The sequence below is a fragment of the Paenibacillus sp. FSL K6-1318 genome, assembly GCF_037976905.1.
Classification (GTDB): domain Bacteria; phylum Bacillota; class Bacilli; order Paenibacillales; family Paenibacillaceae; genus Paenibacillus; species Paenibacillus amylolyticus_A.
Map to the genome: position 1 here is coordinate 70,615 of NZ_CP150270.1, position 22,346 is coordinate 92,960.

Annotated in this window: 17 protein-coding genes and 3 rRNA genes; 19 read left to right on the plus strand and 1 reads right to left on the minus strand. The window is 48.6% G+C overall.

The genetic code is table 11. The features are described 5' to 3' along the window. Nucleotides 1-23 precede the first annotated feature (23 nt). The 14 genes from hslO to NYE45_RS00395 all read left to right on the plus strand — a co-directional run bounded on the left by hslO (nucleotide 24) and on the right by NYE45_RS00395 (nucleotide 13,536). Nucleotides 24-944 carry an Hsp33 family molecular chaperone HslO gene (gene hslO, locus NYE45_RS00330; protein WP_062838077.1) on the plus strand — a complete coding sequence of 307 codons (921 nt, stop codon included), beginning with the start codon at nucleotides 24-26 and terminating at the stop codon, nucleotides 942-944. A gap of 23 nt (nucleotides 945-967) precedes the next feature. Beyond that, on the plus strand, nucleotides 968-1,918 hold the full coding sequence (locus NYE45_RS00335; RefSeq protein WP_340015161.1) for a peptidyl-prolyl cis-trans isomerase: 951 nt from the start codon (nucleotides 968-970) through the stop codon (nucleotides 1,916-1,918). Nucleotides 1,919-2,261: 343 nt separating this feature from the next. Then, nucleotides 2,262-3,200, plus strand: coding sequence for a cysteine synthase A (gene cysK / locus NYE45_RS00340; protein ID WP_062838075.1), 939 nt, complete (start codon nucleotides 2,262-2,264; stop codon nucleotides 3,198-3,200). A 140-nt stretch (nucleotides 3,201-3,340) separates the two neighbouring features. Then, on the plus strand, nucleotides 3,341-4,954 hold the full coding sequence (locus NYE45_RS00345) for an anthranilate synthase component I family protein (RefSeq protein WP_340015162.1): 1,614 nt from the start codon (nucleotides 3,341-3,343) through the stop codon (nucleotides 4,952-4,954). Between the two features lie 55 nt (nucleotides 4,955-5,009). Further along, entirely contained in the window at nucleotides 5,010-5,585 is a 576-nt protein-coding gene (gene pabA, locus NYE45_RS00350) for an aminodeoxychorismate/anthranilate synthase component II (protein ID WP_036606106.1), read from the plus strand. A 1-nt stretch (nucleotide 5,586) separates the two neighbouring features. Continuing rightward, nucleotides 5,587-6,471: an aminotransferase class IV gene (locus NYE45_RS00355; RefSeq protein WP_340015163.1), complete on the plus strand. Its 885-nt coding sequence runs from the start codon at nucleotides 5,587-5,589 to the stop codon at nucleotides 6,469-6,471. Next, nucleotides 6,468-7,331 (plus strand): dihydropteroate synthase, encoded by an 864-nt coding sequence (gene folP, locus NYE45_RS00360; RefSeq protein ID WP_340015165.1) that lies wholly within the window; start codon nucleotides 6,468-6,470, stop codon nucleotides 7,329-7,331. Before NYE45_RS00355 ends, folP begins: the two co-directional genes overlap by 4 nt. A 116-nt stretch (nucleotides 7,332-7,447) precedes the next feature. Then, on the plus strand, nucleotides 7,448-7,810 hold the full coding sequence (gene folB / locus NYE45_RS00365; protein WP_339238951.1) for a dihydroneopterin aldolase: 363 nt from the start codon (nucleotides 7,448-7,450) through the stop codon (nucleotides 7,808-7,810). Between the two features lie 9 nt (nucleotides 7,811-7,819). Further along, on the plus strand, nucleotides 7,820-8,368 hold the full coding sequence (folK, locus tag NYE45_RS00370; RefSeq protein ID WP_340015166.1) for a 2-amino-4-hydroxy-6-hydroxymethyldihydropteridine diphosphokinase: 549 nt from the start codon (nucleotides 7,820-7,822) through the stop codon (nucleotides 8,366-8,368). Further along, nucleotides 8,329-8,523: a helix-turn-helix transcriptional regulator gene (locus NYE45_RS00375; RefSeq protein WP_254848000.1), complete on the plus strand. Its 195-nt coding sequence runs from the start codon at nucleotides 8,329-8,331 to the stop codon at nucleotides 8,521-8,523. The genes folK and NYE45_RS00375 overlap by 40 nt, the downstream gene beginning before the upstream one ends. A 95-nt stretch (nucleotides 8,524-8,618) precedes the next feature. Continuing rightward, nucleotides 8,619-9,638: a tRNA dihydrouridine synthase DusB gene (gene dusB / locus NYE45_RS00380; RefSeq protein ID WP_340015169.1), complete on the plus strand. Its 1,020-nt coding sequence runs from the start codon at nucleotides 8,619-8,621 to the stop codon at nucleotides 9,636-9,638. A gap of 246 nt (nucleotides 9,639-9,884) precedes the next feature. After that, on the plus strand, nucleotides 9,885-10,364 hold the full coding sequence (greA, locus tag NYE45_RS00385) for a transcription elongation factor GreA (protein WP_062838067.1): 480 nt from the start codon (nucleotides 9,885-9,887) through the stop codon (nucleotides 10,362-10,364). Nucleotides 10,365-10,480: 116 nt separating this feature from the next. Next, nucleotides 10,481-11,992, plus strand: a complete 1,512-nt coding sequence (gene lysS, locus NYE45_RS00390; RefSeq protein WP_062838066.1) for a lysine--tRNA ligase — start codon at nucleotides 10,481-10,483, stop codon at nucleotides 11,990-11,992. A 206-nt stretch (nucleotides 11,993-12,198) separates the two neighbouring features. Continuing rightward, nucleotides 12,199-13,536 carry a TrkH family potassium uptake protein gene (locus NYE45_RS00395; RefSeq protein ID WP_340015171.1) on the plus strand — a complete coding sequence of 446 codons (1,338 nt, stop codon included), beginning with the start codon at nucleotides 12,199-12,201 and terminating at the stop codon, nucleotides 13,534-13,536. 84 nt (nucleotides 13,537-13,620) lie between these two features. On the opposite strand, the gene NYE45_RS00400 is transcribed toward NYE45_RS00395, so the two are convergent. Continuing rightward, nucleotides 13,621-14,211, minus strand: coding sequence for a TetR/AcrR family transcriptional regulator (locus NYE45_RS00400; protein WP_340015173.1), 591 nt, complete (start codon nucleotides 14,209-14,211; stop codon nucleotides 13,621-13,623). Between the two features lie 88 nt (nucleotides 14,212-14,299). Here NYE45_RS00400 and NYE45_RS00405 point away from each other — a divergent pair, with 88 nt between their 5' ends. From NYE45_RS00405 to guaB, 5 genes are all read left to right on the plus strand, one after another. Next, the gene (locus NYE45_RS00405; RefSeq protein ID WP_340015174.1) at nucleotides 14,300-14,851 is read left to right on the plus strand and encodes a hypothetical protein; all 552 of its coding nucleotides are present in this window, start codon (nucleotides 14,300-14,302) and stop codon (nucleotides 14,849-14,851) included. 444 nt (nucleotides 14,852-15,295) lie between these two features. Then, nucleotides 15,296-16,848: ribosomal RNA gene (locus NYE45_RS00410) — 16S ribosomal RNA — on the plus strand. A gap of 298 nt (nucleotides 16,849-17,146) precedes the next feature. After that, nucleotides 17,147-20,075, plus strand: a 23S ribosomal RNA gene (locus tag NYE45_RS00415). A 76-nt stretch (nucleotides 20,076-20,151) separates the two neighbouring features. Further along, nucleotides 20,152-20,268: ribosomal RNA gene (rrf, locus tag NYE45_RS00420) — 5S ribosomal RNA — on the plus strand. The 16S, 23S and 5S rRNA genes sit together here, the layout of an rRNA operon. A gap of 405 nt (nucleotides 20,269-20,673) precedes the next feature. Further along, nucleotides 20,674-22,131 carry an IMP dehydrogenase gene (gene guaB / locus NYE45_RS00425; protein WP_145153749.1) on the plus strand — a complete coding sequence of 486 codons (1,458 nt, stop codon included), beginning with the start codon at nucleotides 20,674-20,676 and terminating at the stop codon, nucleotides 22,129-22,131. The last annotated feature ends 215 nt before the right edge of the window (nucleotides 22,132-22,346 follow it).

Below are 22,346 nucleotides of genomic sequence, written 5' to 3' on the forward strand. Positions count from 1 at the left end.
GTTTTTTCTGTGTTACTACTATTATGGCGATACGCCAAAGGAGGCTGAATGACTTGGAAAACAACAACAAGCATGACCGGTTAATTCGTGGTACAGCAATGAATGGAAAGGTAAGAGCCTTTGCTGTCCAGACGACACAACTGGTTGAGGAACTACGCAGAAGACATGATACGTTTCCCACGGCTACAGCTGCCATGGGGCGTACGGTTACAACAGCAGCTATTATGGGTGCGATGCTCAAAGGTGATGAGAAGCTAACGATACAAGTCAACGGTGATGGCCCCATTGGACAGATTGTAGCTGATGCCAATGCGAAAGGTGAGGTGCGGGGTTATGTTTCTAATCCGCATGTACATCTGCCAAGCAATAGTGTGGGAAAACTGGACGTTGCAGGCGCAGTTGGAACCGAAGGCTTCATCAACATAACGAAGGATTTGGGATTGAAAGAGCCATACCGTGGCAGTGTGCCTATTATTTCAGGAGAACTGGGCGAAGACTTTACGTACTATTTTGCCCAATCGGAGCAGACTCCTTCTGCTGTAGGCGTTGGTGTGCTCGTCGATACGGATAATTCCGTTATTGTCGCAGGCGGATTCATTATGCAGCTGTTACCGGGATTGACAGATCAAGAGATCACAGCGATCGAAAATGCCATTGGTACGTTGCCACCAGTGACAACGTTGCTGGATCAGGGACTTGAACTGGAAGAGTTGCTTCGCCGGTTACTGCCGGATGTACAGGTGATGGAAGGATTGGATATTCAATTCAGCTGTGAGTGTTCACGTGAGCGGGTAGAGAAGACGCTAATCAGCCTGGGCCAAACGGAGATGGAGCAATTAATTGAAGAAGAGGGCCGTGCTGAAGTAGTTTGCCAATTCTGTAATGAAGCTTATGACTTTAACAAAGAACAACTTGAGACCATCCTAGAGCAAGCCAAGAACTGATCTATGCGGGGACGGGAAGCGGAATGACAAGACAGGAAAAAGGGTTGTGGACAGCTGTAATTGTCTTGACGCTGGGCATGCTGGTTATGGGAACGGTGATGGCTATGCATGGTCTCAGACAGGGCAAAGACGAGGCAGATGCATCCCATGATGCCAATACGGAAGAAGGAAGCACCGTAGCGACGATCAACGGAGAAGTCATCACGGACAAAGAGTGGACCGATGCGCTGAAACGACGTTACGGCAGTGAGTTATTACTCCAGATGCTAAACCGTAAAGCAGTATATGCCGAAGCAATTGAACGCAAGCTGATCGTCACTCCCCAAGAGATTGCAAGAGAACTTGCGGCCGCGATGGATGGGTACGATTCAGAGAAATCGTATTTTGAAGAAATGAAGTCCCAGTTAGGTTTGTCGAAACAGGAGCTTGAGTTGGAAGCTGGCTATAGGCTGCTGCTTGAGAAAATCGCAACGATCGGCATACAGATCAAGGATGCGGAGATTGAGCATTACTGGACTGAACACCGTGAGGATTACGTTTCCCCCGAGAAATATGACTTGTCCATCCTCGTAGTGAAGGAAGAAGAAGAGGCGGATTCCTTACTGGATGCGTTGGAGAAGGGGGAAGACTTTGAAGAAGCTGCTCGCAGTCAATCGACGGACAGCTTCTCTCGTGATGCTGGTGGCAGGCTGGGATGGATTGAGCGGAATGATCCATTCCAGTCAGAAGAAATCCTTCAACTCGCTGCCGGGCTGGATGTAGGCGATATCGCTGGTCCACTTCAAGTGGAAGAAGGCTATGCTATTATCAGACTTAATGATAAAGAAGAACGCCAGGTGCAGTCCGCCGAAGAGGTCCGTGAGGAGATTCGAATGCAACTGGCTTTGAGTCAGGCTGATCCGTTGCCGCAGGTAGAGCAAATGCTGCGTAACAAGTATGAAGCCGTGATCCTGTCCGAGATTCCTGCCTCCTGAATGGATGGAAAAGATTGTCTCGTACTGCTGCATCTTGATAAAAATACTCTGTCTGCGGTCTTAGGGCCGAAGGCAGAGTATTTTTTTTGAGTACTCATATTGACAATAAGGGTTAACGTTGATAAGATGAAAATAATAAATACCTACTCGTTTACTCGGATATAAAGATTTATTTGTGAACAAAGAAACTTTCGGAAACCTCCGCCCTGTCTAGAAATCTTAACAGTAAGGGATAGGATCAACAGGATTTCCGCAGTTCTTCTATAACATCCAGAGGCTATCGGCCGCACAGTATAGGTTAACAGGACTCAAGTTTTATTCATCCACTAAGGAGGGCATTCATATGGCTAAAGTAGTTAATAACGTAACAGAACTCATCGGAGGTACTCCGCTTGTTCGTCTGAACCGTATCGTACCTGAAGGCAGTGCTGAAGTATTCGTGAAGCTGGAGTACCAGAATCCAGGTTCAAGCGTGAAAGACCGTATCGCAATTAGCATTGTTGAAGAAGCGGAAAAAGAAGGCAAGCTGAAACCAGGTGATACCATTATCGAAGCAACAAGTGGTAACACAGGAATCGGGCTCGCGATGGTGGCTGCAGCCAAAGGCTACAAGTCCGTTATTGTAATGCCTGAGACGATGAGCTTGGAGCGTCGTAACTTGCTTCGTGCGTATGGTGCTGAGCTTGTGCTCACACCGGGAGCTGAAGGTATGAATGGTGCTGTTAAAAAAGCCGAAGAACTGCTGAAGGAAAACCCATCCTATTTCATGGCTGAGCAATTTAAAAATAAAGCTAACGTGAAGATCCACCGTGAAACGACTGGCCCTGAGATTGTTGACGCAATCCAATCTGTGGGCGGTACGTTGGATGCTTTCATTGCGGGAATTGGTACAGGTGGAACAATTACAGGAACAGGTGAAGTGCTGAAAGAAGCTTTCCCTGGTGTTAAAATTGTTGCAGTTGAGCCAGCAGCTTCGCCAATTCTGGCAGGCGGCAAACCAGGACCTCATAAGATTCAAGGGATTGGTGCCAACTTTATTCCTGAGATTCTGGATCAGGAAATCTATGATGAAATCATTCACATTGAGAATGATGATGCATTCGAGACAGCTCGTCAGGTAGCGAAGGAAGAGGGCATTCTGTCCGGTATTTCTTCCGGTGCGGCTATCCGTGCAGGTCTTCAGGTTGCGAAACAGTTGGGTGAAGGCAAACGCGTTGTCGTGATCGTGCCAAGTAACGGCGAACGTTACCTCAGCACACCGCTCTACAACTTCGAAGCCTAAGCCTACAAATGACAAAACCAATCCTCCTTGCCCGTATGACGGGTATGGAGGATTTTTGGCGTAATGCTTTTAAAAGGGGCGGCGCTTTAGTATACTATCAGACAATAGAACTAGCGACAGATGGAGGGCGGCAAACCGCAATGACACACCTGATGACAACATACGCCGACTGGACGGAGTGGGCTGGACAAGGCTGGACCATGATGCCCTATATCACGAAGTCGGATGAGGGACCGTATCATGGCGGTTTACCGTTATCGTGGGAGGCAGCCTGGCAGCAGGCGTCACCATACGCAATTGTGCTGGAGAATGGCAAAGGCGGAAGATATACATTTCTGGGGCTAGACCCCGTATCTGTTATTTCCGGCAAGGGTCAAGAAGCGGTTATTCATGATGTGACGCAAGGAACCACCTCGACAGACAGCGGTAAGCCGCTTGATGTATTGAAGAGATGGACAGCACCTTATAGCGCACCTAAAGTTACTGGGTCCCCAGACTTTGGGGGAGGCTACGCAGGTTATCTCAGCTATGATGTAGCAAGATCGTTGGAGAAGCTTCCAGCTTTGGCTGAAGATAACCCGGCTCTGCCGGATTATTGGTGGATGCGTTTTGAAGAAATATGGGCGTACGACCATCAGCAACAGGCGCTTTTCTGCATGGTTCATCTGGCTATAGAGCCTAATCAGAACGAAACCGATATCCGTGGTCTATATGCAGTGGCCGAAGCACGAGCGACAGCGATGCAGCAACGATGGCTTCATATTATGGGGTTTGCACAGGCCGAAGAACAACAGCAGGCACTTGAACGCCGCAATAGGCAGGTCAATCGTACCCCGCAGCCTGAAGATGCGGAAAAGGAATCCGAAGGGTGGGAAACCTCCTTTCCACAGGAAGACTTTGAACAGGCTGTACGCACGGTGCAGGAATATATCAGGCAGGGTGATGTGTTCCAGGTGAATCTGTCCTTGAGACAGGAAAAGCGGCTTCATTCAAGCGCTGAGCATATTTATGAATGGCTGCGTCTTGTGAATCCATCACCGTATATGGGTATGCTGCGTAGTCCAGACTTCCAACTGGTAAGCGGATCTCCCGAACTTCTGGTCAAAGTGGAGAATGGCAAAGTCAGTGCACGTCCTATCGCAGGGACCCGAAGAAGGGGTCGTAATGAAGCAGAGGATAAAGCTATGGCAGATGAACTGCTCAGCAGTGAGAAGGAACGGGCGGAGCATATTATGCTCGTTGATCTGGAACGTAATGATATTGGACGGATTGCGGCCTATGGTTCGGTTCATGTGCCTGAATTGATGACCATCGAGAAGTATTCCCATGTCATGCATCTCGTTTCCCAAGTGGAAGGCAGGCTGGCAGAAGGGTTATCCGTATTTGATGTGATTGCTGCGACATTCCCGGGTGGGACGATTACAGGAGCGCCCAAAGTGCGCACCATGGAGATTATTGAGGAGCTTGAGCCTGTGCGACGGGGGCCTTATACGGGTTCCATTGGGTGGATGGATTACAGTGGAAATATGGAGTTGAACATCGTCATTCGTACGCTTGCCATTAAGGATGGTATTGGTTATGTACAAGCCGGTGCAGGTATTGTCATTGATTCCGATCCATATCGGGAATACAAGGAATGCCGCAACAAGGCAAGAGCGATGATGAGAGCTGTGAACTACAGCGAAGAGGCGGAAGCGGACAGAGCCGTCGAACAAAAACAAGCGAAACGAACGGAAGCTGTTAAACTAAACTAAAATAAAACGAAGCAACCGTCACTTGCGTTGACGGAAGATGAGGAGGAGCAGGCATATGATACTGGTTATCGATAATTACGATTCCTTCACGTACAACCTGGTTCAATATCTGGGTGAACTGGGTGAGACGGTGGAAGTTCGCCGCAACGATGAGATTGATTTGGCAGGCATAGAGGCATTGGCGCCTGATCATATTCTGATTTCTCCGGGTCCTTGCACTCCGAATGAAGCGGGCATTAGCCTGGCGGTCATCGATCACTTCAAGGGAAGCATTCCGATCTTTGGTGTGTGTCTGGGACATCAGTCCATTGGACAAGCGTTTGGCGGTAATGTCATTCGTGCGGAGCGCATGATGCACGGCAAAACATCCGAGATGCACCATAATGGAACATCTGTATTTGCCGGATTACCTTCCCCATTCACAGCTACCCGTTATCACTCCCTGATTGTGGAACGCAGCAGCTTGCCTGATTGCCTGGAGATTACAGCGGAGACAGCTGAAGGTGAGATTATGGGTCTGCGCCACAAAGAATATGCGATTGAAGGGGTTCAATTCCACCCGGAATCCATTATTACAGACCACGGTCACCAGATGCTTCGCAACTTCCTGTCCCAACAGGTGAAGGTATAACATGCAATATGCCGCGATAAACGGAGAGTTGGTTCATATGGCGGCAGCCGTGGTTCCTGTAACGGATCACGGCTTTTTGTACGGACTGGGATTGTTTGAGACATTTCGGACGTATCAGGGGGGCCCTTATCTGCTGGAACGGCATCTGGAGCGGATGGCTTCAGGGTGTGAAGAACTGGGCATTCCTTTTACAACGACTGCGGCAGAGGTGACAGATTGGATTCAACGCTTGATGGATGCGAACGGACTTCAGGATGCGTATGTGCGTTATACGGTATCAGCGGGTGAAGCGCCGCTAGGCTTACCTTCTGGTGATTATTTGAAGCCGAATCATATTGTACTGGCAAAAGCATTACCTGAATCCTCTCCCTCTTTATATGAGAGCGGTAAAATGCTTCAACGGTTGTCTACACCTCGCAACACGCCTGAAGGAGAAGTGCGGTTCAAGTCGCTGCATTACATGAACAGCATTCTGGCGAAACGGGAGCTGAACCGCTACGGGCAGTATGTGCAGGGGGCAGAAGGGCTACAATTAACCCGAGATGGTCATGTCGCTGAGGGTATTGTCAGCAATGTATTCTGGGTACGGGAAAATGTACTCTACACGCCAGCGCTCTCAACCGGCATTCTGCCGGGCATCACGAGAGCTGTGGTACTTGAGATCGCCATGCAGCAAGGAATCCCCTGCATAGAAACGCTAGCGGCTTGGGAGGATCTTTTGCAAGCCGATGAAATATTTTTAACCGGCTCGGTGGCAGAGCTGGTTCCGGTTACAACTCTGCGGGATCAGGACGGAGCCGAAACGATAATCAGCAAAGGACATATAGGCCCGGTTACAGCAGTCCTTCTGGGTATGTACCGGCAGAAAGCGGGGTATACTTCATGACACTTACACCTGTCATCTATGAACGGAACTATGCATGGGGGCCAGCTGAGTTGAAGCTGGGGTCAAGAACACAGATCATGGGCATTCTTAACGTTACGCCTGACTCGTTCTCGGATGGTGGACGTTATACCAACGTGGAGCGGGCGGTGGCCCATGCCAAACAGATGATGGAGGACGGGGCGGACCTGATTGATATTGGTGGGGAGTCCACCAGACCTGGTTCAGCAGTCGTTAATGCCGATGAAGAGCTCAGCCGGATCATTCCGGTTATCGAAGCATTACATCAGCAAGCCCCGCACATTCCAATATCGGTGGACACATATAAGGCTGATGTTGCACGTCAGGCTATTCTAGCGGGTGCCCATATCATTAATGATGTGTGGGGTGCCAAGGCAGACCCGGATATGGCCCGCACGGCAGCAGAGCTGGGATGTCCCATCATTCTGATGCATAATCGGCAGGAGAGAGATTATACCGATTATCTGAGTGATGTCGTGAGCGATTTGCAGGAGAGCATACAGATTGCGTTAACAGCCGGAGTGAAAGCAGATCAGATTATCCTGGACCCCGGCATTGGTTTTGTGAAGGATCTGAAGGAAAATCTGGCGCTCATGTCATCGCTCGGTTTGCTCAATGAAATGGGGTATCCCGTTCTGCTAGCCACCTCACGCAAAAGATTCATCCAGAACACCCTGGATGTCACTGCGGATGACGCGCTGGAAGGAACGGCTGCGACCGTTGCATTCGGCATTGCCCAAGGCTGCCAGATGGTTCGGGTTCATGATGTGAAGCCGATTCGGCGGACGGCAGACATGTGTGATGCCATGTTATATGCTTCTCCGGGTATACGGAGGAAATAATACTGGCGGGTCCAAGTGACCCGTCCAGTGGAAGAACAGCGTTTTTCAAAGGCAAAGCGAAGGGATAACTTCAAATAGATTAGGATTTCAATATATATAGAGGGCAGGCGGATCGTATGGATAGAATGGTCATGCATCGAATGGAGTATTACGGATATCACGGTGTATTTGCCGAGGAGCGGAAGCTAGGGGCACGTTATTATATTGATCTGGAGATTGATATGGACCTGAGTGAGGCTGGACGTAACGATGATCTGACCAAAACGATCAACTACGCGGAGATCCATGAGCTGGTAAAACAGATTGTTGAGAATAAATCATTCCAGTTAATTGAAGCTTTGGGCGAACATATTGCATCTTCTTTACTAGACACTTATACTATTATCAATGCATTGACAGTCAAGGTGACGAAGCCACATCCGCCATTTGATATTCATTTTGAGGGCGTAACGGTAGAGCTTCGCCGCACAAGAAAGTGAGAACCGATCATGATTGCACATTCGACCTCTGAATCTTCAGAGGCTTATATTGCTTTAGGGGCCAATTTGGGTGACCGCGAACAGACGCTGCTTGAAGCATTGTCCTTGCTGGATGAACACCCTCATATATCCGTTCTGCGCTGTTCTGCGCTATATGAGACGGAACCTGTAGGATATGTAGATCAGCCTGCTTTTCTGAATATGGCAGTCGCCGTACAGGCGATGCTGACACCTGAGCAGTTGCTCACGGAATTATTGGATATCGAGAACCGACTCGGTCGTGTTCGTGATATTCGCTGGGGACCGCGCACTGTTGATCTGGATCTGCTCTGGATGCACGGTGAGACGCGAGATACCGAATTGCTACAATTGCCTCATCCCCGTATGGGCGAACGGGCTTTTGTGCTGGTACCGCTGTCGGATATCGTACCGGAGGGCGAGGAATCAGGTCTATATACCTTTGTACACTCATCGTTGTCTGTACTGGATGGAAAGGATGGAATACAGCTTTGGAAAACATGCAATTGGCCAATCGAATCCGGGCATTCCGGAAGCTGAAAGGTTTAACACAACATGAACTTGCTGCCGAGACCGGCATCTCGCTGGCCATTCTGGGAACTATTGAGCGGGGAAACCGTAAGGTAACACAGCAAGAGTTGGATCGAATTGCCGGAGTGCTGGCGATCAGTATCGAGGAGCTGCAGGGCAAGTAAGACCGTTTTGATTCGTCAAGCTACAACAACAGAGACATCGATCGATCTTTATATCGTGATATATACAGAATTAAAAAAGGAGTGGAACGACTACCGTGCTTAACATTGGTGGCATTGAAATGAAAAACCAGGTCGTACTTGCGCCGATGGCTGGCGTATGTAATCCGGCTTTTCGTTTGATCGCAAAAGAATTCGGAACAGGCCTCGTATGCGCGGAGATGGTGAGTGGCAAAGCCATCGTCCATGGTAATCAGCGTACACGCGAGATGTTGTTTGTAGATGAGCGTGAGAAACCGCTGAGCCTTCAGATTTTTGGGGGAGATCGTGATTCCCTTGTAGAAGCAGCCAAAATCGTGGACAAAGAAACGAATGCAGACATCATCGACATTAACATGGGATGCCCCGTGCCAAAAGTGACGAAATGTGATGCAGGTGCACGTTGGTTGCTTGATCCGAACAAAATCTATGAGATGGTATCCGCTGTCGTGGACGCGGTCGAGAAGCCGGTGACGGTCAAGATGCGTATCGGCTGGGATAACGAGCATATCTTCGCGGTTGAGAATGCGCTCGCGGTTGAACGTGCGGGTGGACAGGCGGTAAGTGTGCACGGCCGTACGCGTGAGCAACTCTATACAGGCACAGCTGACTGGTCACACATCAAAGATGTAAAAGAGGCTGTCTCTATTCCCGTGATCGGCAATGGTGATGTCCATACTCCAGAGGATGCACGCCGTATGCTCGATGAAACGGGCTGTGACGGAGTTATGATTGGTCGTGCCGCCCTGGGTAACCCATGGATGCTGTATCGCACCATTCAATATTTAAGCACGGGTACATTGCTTCCTGACCCGAATGGTGAAGAGAAGATCCGTGTTGCCATCCTGCATATGGATCGCCTGATCGCACTGAAGAACGAGACGGTTGCCGTACGCGAGATGCGTAAACATCTGGCTTGGTATTTGAAAGGCTTGAAAGGATCTGCCCGCATCAAGGATGTTATTATGGAAGGAACCAAGCGGGATGAGATGGTACAGATTCTGGAGAACTTTGTGGGTCAGTTGAAAAGCGAAGGTAATTTGGAGTCAGAACCGGTAATTGCCGGAAATGCATCTTAATTAAGACTGTAAAACGTTTACAGCTATAGAGGACGTAACATTGACTTTTCGAGATCGTTCCCCTATACTTTCACAGTATAAATTCGCCATGTGCGTTAATTAAAGGCTAGTCATCAGGAGGAATATTCTATTTCTCTGGAGAACTTCATATAGTTTTGAAGATGTATGCGGGCGGAGCTATGTAATTAGAACTGATTCCGTTGCCGTACAATCCAAATTATTCCCATGACAGGAGAATCGGTTGAGATGAGCGACAAGGAAGTTATCCTTACACCAGAGGGACTTAAGAAGCTGGAAGAAGAACTGGAAACATTGAAATCAGTGAAGCGCCGCGAAGTGGCTGAACGGATTAAGGTAGCCATCGGGTATGGAGATATCAGTGAGAACTCTGAATACGAGGATGCCAAGAACGAACAGGCTTTCATTGAAGGTCGTATTATTACTTTGGAGAAAATGCTTCGGAACGCACGCATTATTAACAGTGATGAGATTGACACCGATGTCGTGAGTGTAGGTGCAACAGTTACTGTGGAAGATTTGGAATTCGGTGATATCACAGAATATACAATTGTAGGTTCTGCTGAATCTAACCCGCTTCAGAACAAGATCTCAAACGAAAGCCCTGTTGGTAAAGCGATCCTGGGCAAGAAAAACGGTACAGTTGTTGATGTAAGTGTGCCTGCTGGCGTAATTCAATATAAAATTATAGACATTAAAAAGCTATAGCAACGAAGCAGTTGGGCACGGTAAACAAAAGCTTCCTTAGGGAAGCTTTTTCAACATTTGAGGAATAGCGTCCTCTCGCGATGCCTGCAATGTAAATAAGGAGATGAATACAGATCATGACGGATGAAGTCTTGAATCAGGAAACCGAACTTAGCGAGCTTTTACAAATTCGCCGTGACAAATTGGACGAGCTCCGCAAATTGGGAATCGACCCTTTTGGCCAAAAATACGTACGTACCGAAGAAGCCGGCTCCATTCTGAAGAAGTATGAAGAACTGACCAAGGAAGAGCTGGAAGAGAAGCACATCGAAGTCAGTATTGCCGGACGGATTATGGCGAAGCGGGGAATGGGTAAGGCAAGCTTCGCACATATTCAGGACCTGAGCGGCAGAATCCAGATCTATGTTCGTCAGGATACCGTGCCTGAAGACAAGTATGCGGCATTCAGCCTGCTGGACCTTGGCGATATCGTTGGGGTAACAGGCGTGATCTTTAAGACCAAAACAGGTGAAACTTCTGTCAAAGTTAAAGATCTTGAAGTGCTGTCCAAATCGCTCTATCCGCTTCCGGATAAATTCCATGGTCTCACGGACGTTGAGTTGCGTTACCGCCAGCGTTACGTTGACCTGATTATGAGCCCGGACGTACAACAGACTTTCATCACACGTTCCAAAATCATTCAATCGATGCGTCGTTACCTGGATTCCCTTGGATATCTAGAAGTGGAAACACCTACGTTGCATACCATTGCCGGGGGAGCCGCAGCACGTCCGTTCATCACGCATCACAACGCGCTGGATATGGAACTGTACATGCGGATCGCGATTGAGCTTCACCTGAAACGTCTGATTGTTGGCGGACTGGAGAAGGTGTATGAGATCGGCCGTGTATATCGTAACGAAGGTATGTCCACACGTCACAATCCGGAGTTCACGATGATTGAATTGTATGAGGCATATGCTGACTACAAAGATATCATGCATTTGACGGAAAATCTGGTTGCTCATATCGCGCAAGAAGTACTGGGCACGCAAGTGATTCAGTATGGAGATTATGAAGTGGATCTTAAACCGCAGTGGCGCCGTGTTACGATGGTGGATGCAGTTAAGGAAGTTGTGGGCGTAGACTTCTCTGTACACATGACGGATGAGGAAGCACACAGCTTGGCGAAGGAGCATAAGGTTCCGGTTGAGAAGCATATGACATTCGGTCATATTCTGAACGCATTCTTCGAAGAGTTTGTAGAAGAGACGTTGATTCAACCGACATTCATTATGGGACATCCTCTTGAAATTTCACCGCTGGCGAAGAAAAACGATGTGGACCCACGCTTCACGGATCGCTTCGAGTTGTTCATCGTTGGACGCGAGCATGCCAATGCCTTCACAGAGCTGAATGATCCAATCGATCAGCGTCAGCGTTTTGAAGCTCAGATGCTGGAGAAAGAACATGGGAACGACGAGGCTCATGAGATGGATGACGACTTCATCCGTGCGCTCGAATATGGTATGCCGCCAACAGGCGGACTGGGAATCGGGATCGATCGTCTGATCATGCTGCTTACCAACTCACCGTCGATTCGTGACGTACTGCTCTTCCCGCACATGCGTCCTCGTACACAAGATTAAATAAGGAACGTAGTATACGTTCATAATAGAAGAGGAACCTGCCGTTCAGCATCATGCTGGGGCAAGTTCCTCTTTAGGTTTACATAGGCGCTAAAACGGAAGCTTGTCAGTAGGTCTTCCTGTTCATATTGCGCGACTAAGGGAGCACAGCTTCTTGCATTTGTTTAGATTAACCTGTTCGTATTTTGTTAAAAGAGGTGCCCTTCATGAAGTTCAGGCTTCACTTTGCCCAATTCTTATCACCCCCGTTAATCCTGGTCGGCGGATTTCTGCTTATTATTGCGATTGGAACGGTGCTTCTCATGTTGCCCATCTCCAACCAAAGCGGTGAGCATCTGGCGTTTATTGATGCTCTCTTTACATCAACTTCTGCCGCATGTGTGACTGGACTAGTCGTTGTGGATGTTGGGACGACGTTTAACTTGTTTGGTCAGATCGTCATTATGGTGTTGATGCAGCTCGGTGGACTCGGCTTCATGACCATGGCTACCCTCTTTGCGCTAGTATTGGGCAAGCGAATCTCGCTCAAAGACAGGCTGTTGCTCAAAGAAGCCATTAATGCAGACAGTATGGAAGGGATTGTACGCATTATCCGCAAGGTGTTAATTTTCTCCTTTACCATTGAAGGGGTGGCTGCTGTCATACTGGCGCTACGCTGGGCAACGGAGATGCCCTTTGGCCAGGCCGTATACTATGGAATATTCCACTCCGTTTCATTGTTTAATAATGGCGGCTTTGATTTGTTCGGCAACAGCTTTCAATACTACACTGGAGATTGGATATTCAATCTGACCGCTTCTGTGCTCGTTGTCTCTGGTGGACTCGGTTTTGTTGTATTGAATGATCTGTTTGAGTATCGCAAACGCCATCGTCTATCCCTGCAGTCCAAACTGGTGCTGTCTGTATCGGGGGCTTTGATTGGTATAGGAGCGATTGTGCTGTTTGTTTTCGAATTCACCAATGGACACACACTGGCTTCACTCACCTGGAGCGAGAAGATCTATGCGTCCTTCTTCCAGTCTGTCTCTACACGTTCGTCCGGAACAAGTACCATCGATATCACGGAGATGAGGCAAGCTACCCAATTCTTCTTCATCCTGCTGATGTTTATCGGGGCTTCCCCAGGTTCAACCGGGGGCGGAATCAAGACGACTACATTCCTGATCATGATCGGTGCAGTGTATGCCATGATTCGGGGGAATAAGGATATCGTATTTTTCCGCCAACGTGTCCCGAAGGAGTTGCTTATGCGGGCGTTGACCATTATTATGGTTTCGCTGATCATATTCATGATCGTGGTGATGCTTCTGCTTACGACAGAGGATGCACCATTCCTTTCACTGATGTTTGAAGCTGCATCGGCAATTGGTACTGTGGGGCTTTCGGTGGGAGTAACTGATGAGTTGACCAATTGGGGAAAAATTATTATTACCTTTACCATGTTTGTAGGTCGGATTGGGCCATTAACCATCGCGTATGCCCTTCGTCCGCGCAAAGAGAAAAAACTGTATCGTCATCCGGAGGGCCGGATCATTATCGGATAAAAAGAAAAACCGTCAGACATTCAGAACTAACTCCTGTGATCGTAACAGGCTTTAGTCACAACGAATGTACTGCGGTTTTTTTGTTTAACGACACAAGGAAGCAAGATGCAAGGTGAGAACATCGTCCATGAGCTTGGCATTCATCTGATCGGGTCTAAGCACAGCATGTATACCCAAGCCATCCACCAGTGCATACAATCTCTCGATCTCCAGTTCTTTGTCCAGATCAGGTCTGGAGAGATCGAGCTTCATCAGGTAAGTGATAACAGAGCCTACAGCTTGTCTGAGTTCATCATACACTGTATCGGCAAGTTCCTTGAGCGTAGAATCCGTTTTGGATCTGGCTGTAAAAGCGTACCACACCTCCATTTCGGCCAGTTTTTCTTCCGTGTTTGGTAAGAATTCGAGCAATAGGGATTTCATATTGTCCATCGGAGAGCCAGTGAAGGACATTTGTTGGACTCGATGGGATACCCGTTCGGATACCAGATTCATAGCATATAGTAAGAGTTCCGACTGTGTAGAAAAGTAGTGACGCATCGAACCGACCGAAATTCCTGCTTCTTCAGCGATATTCCGAACAGAGGCCTGTTCCATACCATCTCTTCGTATAATACGCCAAGCTGCTTCGGCCACGAGCACGCGTTGTTTAACATGATCAACAATTTTAGGCATAGAAAGATTATATCACTGTTGATTATTATAATACAAATGTGCTAAATTGTATTTGATACAAACGTATTATAAAAGGAGGGGAAGATAAGTGATTGGTTATTTCATTATAGGGTGTGAGATTGCCTTCTGGGTGTTTGTGTTTGCGGGTTTGAGTGTCAGGTATCTTCTTGGTATGAAAAGATTAGGCATCGGTTTGTTGATGGCAACACCTATTGTCGATCTGCTATTGTTGGTAGCTACAGTGATGGATCTTCAGCGCGGGGCTACAGCGGGCGTGATTCATGGTATTGCCGCAGTGTATATAGGGGTAAGTATTGCTTATGGTCATCAGATGATCGCTTGGGCAGATCGATACTTCCTATATTGGTTCAAAGGCGGAGAGAATCCTCGTAGTAGCAAGTTATATGGCAAAGAACATGCAAGTCGCGAGCGTAGTGGATGGTTTAGACATCTTTTGGCTTGGGCTATAGGCAGCGCATTTCTATTCGCCATGATATGGTGGATTGGTGATGCTGAACGGACAGCCGTCTTCTATAATTTGATTAAGGTGTGGGGAACCATACTCTGTATCGATTTTCTGATAAGCTTTAGCTATAGTTTATGGCCCCGAAAGGTTCCAGTCCGAAATGTTAAACAATAAAAGAACAAATGGACGTGCATACAAATAGGCTAAATTGGGAGAATACCACATGTACGTCCAAATGAGATCATCTAGATCAGTAGTTTAAATTGAAAAAAAGACTTGCAATCGAAATCTGTACATGGTATATTCTAATTCCGGCCAAGAAAACACGGTTTACACGGTGCGGCAAGCGAAACAAATAAGCTTCGAAAGAAACTTAAAAAAAAGAGCTTGCAAAGTTGGTTCGGATGTGATAAGATATAAAAGTTGCTGAAGAGAACGACATTCTGTAACGAAACAAGTTTGATCTTTGAAAACTGAACAACGAGTGAGTAACGATCTTGCTTGCAAGATCGACGCTAAGAAATTGGTACAAGTCTTCGGACTGTATGATTTCAAAGCAAAAAAAGAGATTTTTAATCTCGTCAGATTCAAAATGAGCTTATCGCTCTTTTCAATACTTTATTGGAGAGTTTGATCCTGGCTCAGGACGAACGCTGGCGGCATGCCTAATACATGCAAGTCGAGCGGAGTTGATAGGAAGCTTGCTTCCTTGATACTTAGCGGCGGACGGGTGAGTAACACGTAGGCAACCTGCCCTCAAGTTTGGGACAACTACCGGAAACGGTAGCTAATACCGAATAGTTGTTTTCTTCGCCTGAAGAGAACTGGAAAGACGGAGCAATCTGTCACTTGGGGATGGGCCTGCGGCGCATTAGCTAGTTGGTGAGGTAACGGCTCACCAAGGCGACGATGCGTAGCCGACCTGAGAGGGTGATCGGCCACACTGGGACTGAGACACGGCCCAGACTCCTACGGGAGGCAGCAGTAGGGAATCTTCCGCAATGGGCGAAAGCCTGACGGAGCAATGCCGCGTGAGTGATGAAGGTTTTCGGATCGTAAAGCTCTGTTGCCAGGGAAGAACGCTTGGGAGAGTAACTGCTCTCAAGGTGACGGTACCTGAGAAGAAAGCCCCGGCTAACTACGTGCCAGCAGCCGCGGTAATACGTAGGGGGCAAGCGTTGTCCGGAATTATTGGGCGTAAAGCGCGCGCAGGCGGTCATTTAAGTCTGGTGTTTAATCCCGGGGCTCAACCCCGGATCGCACTGGAAACTGGGTGACTTGAGTGCAGAAGAGGAGAGTGGAATTCCACGTGTAGCGGTGAAATGCGTAGATATGTGGAGGAACACCAGTGGCGAAGGCGACTCTCTGGGCTGTAACTGACGCTGAGGCGCGAAAGCGTGGGGAGCAAACAGGATTAGATACCCTGGTAGTCCACGCCGTAAACGATGAGTGCTAGGTGTTAGGGGTTTCGATACCCTTGGTGCCGAAGTTAACACATTAAGCACTCCGCCTGGGGAGTACGGTCGCAAGACTGAAACTCAAAGGAATTGACGGGGACCCGCACAAGCAGTGGAGTATGTGGTTTAATTCGAAGCAACGCGAAGAACCTTACCAGGTCTTGACATCCCTCTGATCGGTACAGAGATGTATCTTTCCTTCGGGACAGAGGAGACAGGTGGTGCATGGTTGTCGTCAGCTCGTGTCGTGAGATGTTGGGTTAAGTCCCGCAACGAGCGCAACCCTTATATTTAGTTGCCAGCATTTCGGATGGGCACTCTAGATAGACTGCCGGTGACAAACCGGAGGAAGGTGGGGATGACGTCAAATCATCATGCCCCTTATGACCTGGGCTACACACGTACTACAATGGCCGGTACAACGGGCTGCGAAATCGCGAGATGGAGCCAATCCCAACAAAGCCGGTCTCAGTTCGGATTGCAGGCTGCAACTCGCCTGCATGAAGTCGGAATTGCTAGTAATCGCGGATCAGCATGCCGCGGTGAATACGTTCCCGGGTCTTGTACACACCGCCCGTCACACCACGAGAGTTTATAACACCCGAAGTCGGTGGGGTAACCGCAAGGAGCCAGCCGCCGAAGGTGGGATAGATGATTGGGGTGAAGTCGTAACAAGGTAGCCGTATCGGAAGGTGCGGCTGGATCACCTCCTTTCTATGGAGAATCGTTTCCTGCAACGGAAACATTCAAATAAGCAGGTTCTGAGAACCTGCAACAGCGACTCATTTTGGTCCATCACTTCGGTGTGGATGAAATGAAGAGCACAACACTCACTCGTTGCTCAGTTTTGAGAGCTCAAACTCTCAAACAGCTTGCTTTTGCATGGAGCTTGTTCTTTGAAAACTAGATATCGAAACGAAACAAACGCGAATTAGAACATTCCTTTTAGCTAAACTTGTGTTAATCAAGTTTAAATAAAACGGTAGATTGCTATTGCTCAATATGAGCAATTGGTTAAGCTACTAAGAGCACACGGAGGATGCCTAGGCGCTAGGAGCCGATGAAGGACGTGGCGAACAACGAAACTGCCTCGGGGAGCTGTAAGCAAGCTTTGATCCGGGGGTGTCCGAATGGGGAAACCCAGCTGGGGTAATTTCCAGTTACTCATAACTGAATACATAGGTTATGTAGAGGCATACCAGGGGAACTGAAACATCTAAGTACCCTGAGGAAGAGAAAACAATAGTGATTCCGTCAGTAGCGGCGAGCGAACGCGGAGAAGCCCAAACCAGAGAGCTTGCTCTTTGGGGTTGTGGGACGTCTCACATGGAGTTACAAAGGAACCGGTTAAGCGAAGAGGTCTGGAAAGGCCCGCCAAAGAAGGTAAAAGCCCTGTAGTTGAAAGTCTGTTCCCTCCGAGACGGATCCCGAGTAGTGCGGGGCACGTGAAACCCCGTATGAATCCGGCAGGACCATCTGCCAAGGCTAAATACTTCCTAGCGACCGATAGTGAAGCAGTACCGTGAGGGAAAGGTGAAAAGCACCCCGGAAGGGGAGTGAAATAGAACCTGAAACCGTGTGCTTACAAAAAGTCAGAGCCCGTTTTAGGGGTGATGGCGTGCCTTTTGTAGAATGAACCGGCGAGTTACGTTCCCGTGCAAGGTTAAGGTGAAGAGCCGGAGCCGCAGCGAAAGCGAGTCTGAATAGGGCGACTTAGTACGTGGACGTAGACCCGAAACCGGGTGATCTACCCCTGTCCAGGGTGAAGGTGCGGTAACACGCACTGGAGGCCCGAACCCACGCATGTTGAAAAATGCGGGGATGAGGTGGGGGTAGCGGAGAAATTCCAATCGAACTCGGAGATAGCTGGTTCTCCCCGAAATAGCTTTAGGGCTAGCCTCGGAAAACAGAGTCGTGGAGGTAGAGCACTGATTGGGTGCGGGGCCCGCAAGGGTTACCAAGCTCAGTCAAACTCCGAATGCCATAGACTTACTTCCGGGAGTCAGACAGTGAGTGCTAAGATCCATTGTCAAAAGGGAAACAGCCCAGACCATCAGCTAAGGTCCCCAAGTGTGTGTTAAGTGGGAAAGGATGTGGAGTTGCACAGACAACCAGGATGTTGGCTTAGAAGCAGCCACCATTGAAAGAGTGCGTAATAGCTCACTGGTCGAGTGACTCTGCGCCGAAAATGTAACGGGGCTAAACACACCACCGAAGCTATGGCTTGATGCTTTGCATCAGGGGTAGGGGAGCGTTGTATAAGGGTTGAAGGTGTACCGTAAGGAGCGCTGGACATTATACAAGTGAGAATGCCGGTATGAGTAACGAAAAGATCAGTGAGAATCTGATCCGCCGAAAGCCTAAGGGTTCCTGAGGAAGGCTCGTCCGCTCAGGGTAAGTCGGGACCTAAGGCGAGGCCGAAAGGCGTAGTCGAAGGACAACAGGTCGAAATTCCTGTACCACCGTAAGCCGTTATGAGCAATGGGGGGACGCAGTAGGGTAGTGACGCAGACTGATGGATGTCTGTCCAAGCAGTAAGGCTGATGTGTAGGCAAATCCGCACATCATTAAGGCTGAGCTGTGATGGGGAGTGAAAATTACAGTAGCGAAGGTCATGATCTCACACTGCCAAGAAAAGCCTCTAGCCAGGTGATGGTGCCCGTACCGCAAACCGACACAGGTAGGCGAGAAGAGTATTCTAAGGCGCGCGGAAGAACTCTCGTTAAGGAACTCGGCAAAATGACCCCGTAACTTCGGGAGAAGGGGTGCCCCGGTAGTGTGAATAGCACGAGGGGGCCGCAGTGAAAAGGCCCAAGCGACTGTTTAGCAAAAACACAGGTCTGTGCGAAGCCGTAAGGCGAAGTATACGGGCTGACGCCTGCCCGGTGCTGGAAGGTTAAGGGGAGTGGTTAGGGAGCAATCCCGAAGCTGTGAACCGAAGCCCCAGTAAACGGCGGCCGTAACTATAACGGTCCTAAGGTAGCGAAATTCCTTGTCAGGTAAATTCTGACCCGCACGAATGGCGTAACGACTTGGGCGCTGTCTCAACGAGAGATCCGGTGAAATTTTAATACCTGTGAAGATGCAGGTTACCCGCGACAAGACGGAAAGACCCCATGGAGCTTTACTGCAGCTTGATATTGAATTTGGGTACGATCTGTACAGGATAGGTGGGAGCCTTTGAAGTGGGAGCGCAAGCTTCCATGGAGGCAACGTTGGGATACCACCCTGATCGTATCTAGGTTCTAACCTGGTACCGTAATCCGGTGCGGGGACAGTGTCAGGTGGGCAGTTTGACTGGGGCGGTCGCCTCCTAAAGAGTAACGGAGGCGCCCAAAGGTTCCCTCAGAATGGTTGGAAATCATTCGAAGAGTGCAAAGGCATAAGGGAGCTTGACTGCGAGACCTACAAGTCGAGCAGGGACGAAAGTCGGGCTTAGTGATCCGGTGGTACCGCATGGAAGGGCCATCGCTCAACGGATAAAAGCTACCCTGGGGATAACAGGCTTATCTCCCCCAAGAGTCCACATCGACGGGGAGGTTTGGCACCTCGATGTCGGCTCATCGCATCCTGGGGCTGAAGTAGGTCCCAAGGGTTGGGCTGTTCGCCCATTAAAGCGGTACGCGAGCTGGGTTCAGAACGTCGTGAGACAGTTCGGTCCCTATCTGTCGTGGGCGTAGGAAATTTGAGAGGAGCTGTCCTTAGTACGAGAGGACCGGGATGGACGTACCGCTGGTGTACCAGTTGTTCCGCCAGGAGCACCGCTGGGTAGCTATGTACGGACGGGATAAACGCTGAAAGCATCTAAGCGTGAAGCCCCCCTCAAGATGAGATTTCCCAGTATGTAAGACCCCTTGAAGACGACGAGGTAGATAGGCTGGGGGTGGAAGTGCAGCAATGCATGGAGCTGACCAGTACTAATCGGTCGAGGGCTTATCCAATTAGCAAGTGATAACTCGCGTGTTTCGTTTCGAATCTAGTTTTCAGAGAACAATACTCTGAAATGTAAGCTACGCGTTTGGTGGCGATGGCGGAGGGGTTCCACACGTACCCATCCCGAACACGACCGTTAAGCCCTCTAGCGCCGATGGTACTTGGACCGCAGGGTCCTGGGAGAGTAGGACGCCGCCAAGCAATTAACCACTGCCGATGTTATTCGGTGGTGGTTTTTATTTTGTTTATAAATGGATAGTTGAAGTTCAATAAATAGCCTAGAATCATCATCAGTTTTATAGCCTATTTGCATCAAACGCCCACGTGAATAGCCTGGTTTCTATGTATATAAAAGGTAAACGTCGCTCAATATGAGTAGGCGTTTTTTTGTTATAATGATTAGACTTGTCCGCATGAGAAAAACAGTTGTATTCATCAGACAACACACCTGATATAACCAAGTACTTTTCCTTGACAGTCTAAATATCGCTTTGCTAAGATGGCAATAATAAATTTTTCAGAAAACGTATTTTCGGCGTAAAATACAGCCTGGAATCTTCGGGTTTTGGACCGTAAAGCTGAGCAAACATAAGGAGGAACACCTGCGTGTGGGAAGATAAATTTGGTAAAGAAGGCTTCACCTTTGATGATGTATTGCTAGTGCCACGGAAATCCGAGACACTGCCTAAAGAAGTAGACGTTTCCGTTCGACTGAGCGATAGCGTAAAATTGAATATTCCTTTGATTAGTGCAGGTATGGATACTGTTACTGAAGCAACACTTGCCATTGCCATTGCCCGTGAAGGCGGCATTGGAATTATCCATAAAAATATGTCTGTTGAGCAGCAAGCGGAAGAAGTGGACCGTGTTAAGCGTTCAGAGAGCGGCGTTATCACTAATCCATTTTCACTGACAGCAGATCATTTGGTATCTGATGCAGAAGAGGTTATGGCGAAATACCGGATCTCTGGTGTGCCAATTATTGAAGGAGATCAGAAGCTGGTCGGTATTTTGACGAACCGTGATTTGCGTTTCATCCATGATTACGGCATTAAAATTAGCGAAGTTATGACTCGTGAGAACCTGGTTACAGCTCCCGTAGGCACTACACTGCAAGAAGCTGAGGGCATCCTTCAAAAACACAAGATTGAAAAACTTCCATTGGTTGATGAGACGAACACCCTTAAAGGTCTCATTACCATTAAAGATATTGAAAAAGCGATTCAATTTCCGAAAGCAGCCAAAGATGCACAAGGTCGTCTGTTGGTTGGCGCGGCAATTGGTATCTCCAAAGATACGTTCGAACGTGCAGATGCTTTGGTTCAAGCCGGTGTAGACCTTATTACTGTAGACTCGGCTCATGGACACCACATCAACATTATTGAAGCGGTTCGTCAGCTTCGTGAACGTTTCCCTAGCTTGACCATCGTTGCAGGTAACGTGGCTACAGGTGAAGCAACTCGTGACCTGATCGAAGCAGGAGCTTCTGTAGTCAAAGTGGGTATTGGTCCAGGTTCAATCTGTACGACTCGTGTCATTGCAGGTATTGGTGTTCCTCAAGTTACAGCTGTATACGATTGTGCTACTGTAGCTCGTGAGTATGGTGTACCAATCATTGCTGACGGCGGTATTAAATACTCTGGTGAGATCACGAAGGCTATTGCAGCAGGCGCTCATGCGGTTATGTTGGGAAGTTTGTTTGCAGGTACGGAAGAGAGCCCGGGTGAATCCGAGATTTATCAAGGTCGTCGTTTCAAAGTATACCGTGGTATGGGTTCCCTTAGTGCGATGAAACAAGGTAGTAAAGACCGCTATTTCCAGGATGATGACAAGAAACTGGTTCCGGAAGGAATCGAGGGTCGTGTCGCTTATAAAGGTCCATTGTCTGATACGATCCACCAACTGATTGGTGGTCTGCGTTCAGGTATGGGATACTGTGGTACGAGCAACCTGGAGCAGCTTCGGAACGACACTGGCTTTATTCGCATTACAGGTGCGGGTCTGCGTGAAAGTCATCCGCATGATGTACAGATTACAAAAGAAGCACCTAACTACTCGTTGTAATCTGAAGAGAGTTAATCATTTCCAGGACAGGCTCGGTGATTTTCACCGGGTCTGTCTTTTTTTGCAGATACCCCTGTGATAGAATAGAACAAGCGGTGACGATCCAAGGTTGGATTAAGGCGTTGCGGCGGTTATTTGACGTGAATCTATGAATATGGTTTTGAAAAAGCAAATGGAGTGCCAGTAAAGGCTGGCAGCTAAACAGAAGCGCGGAC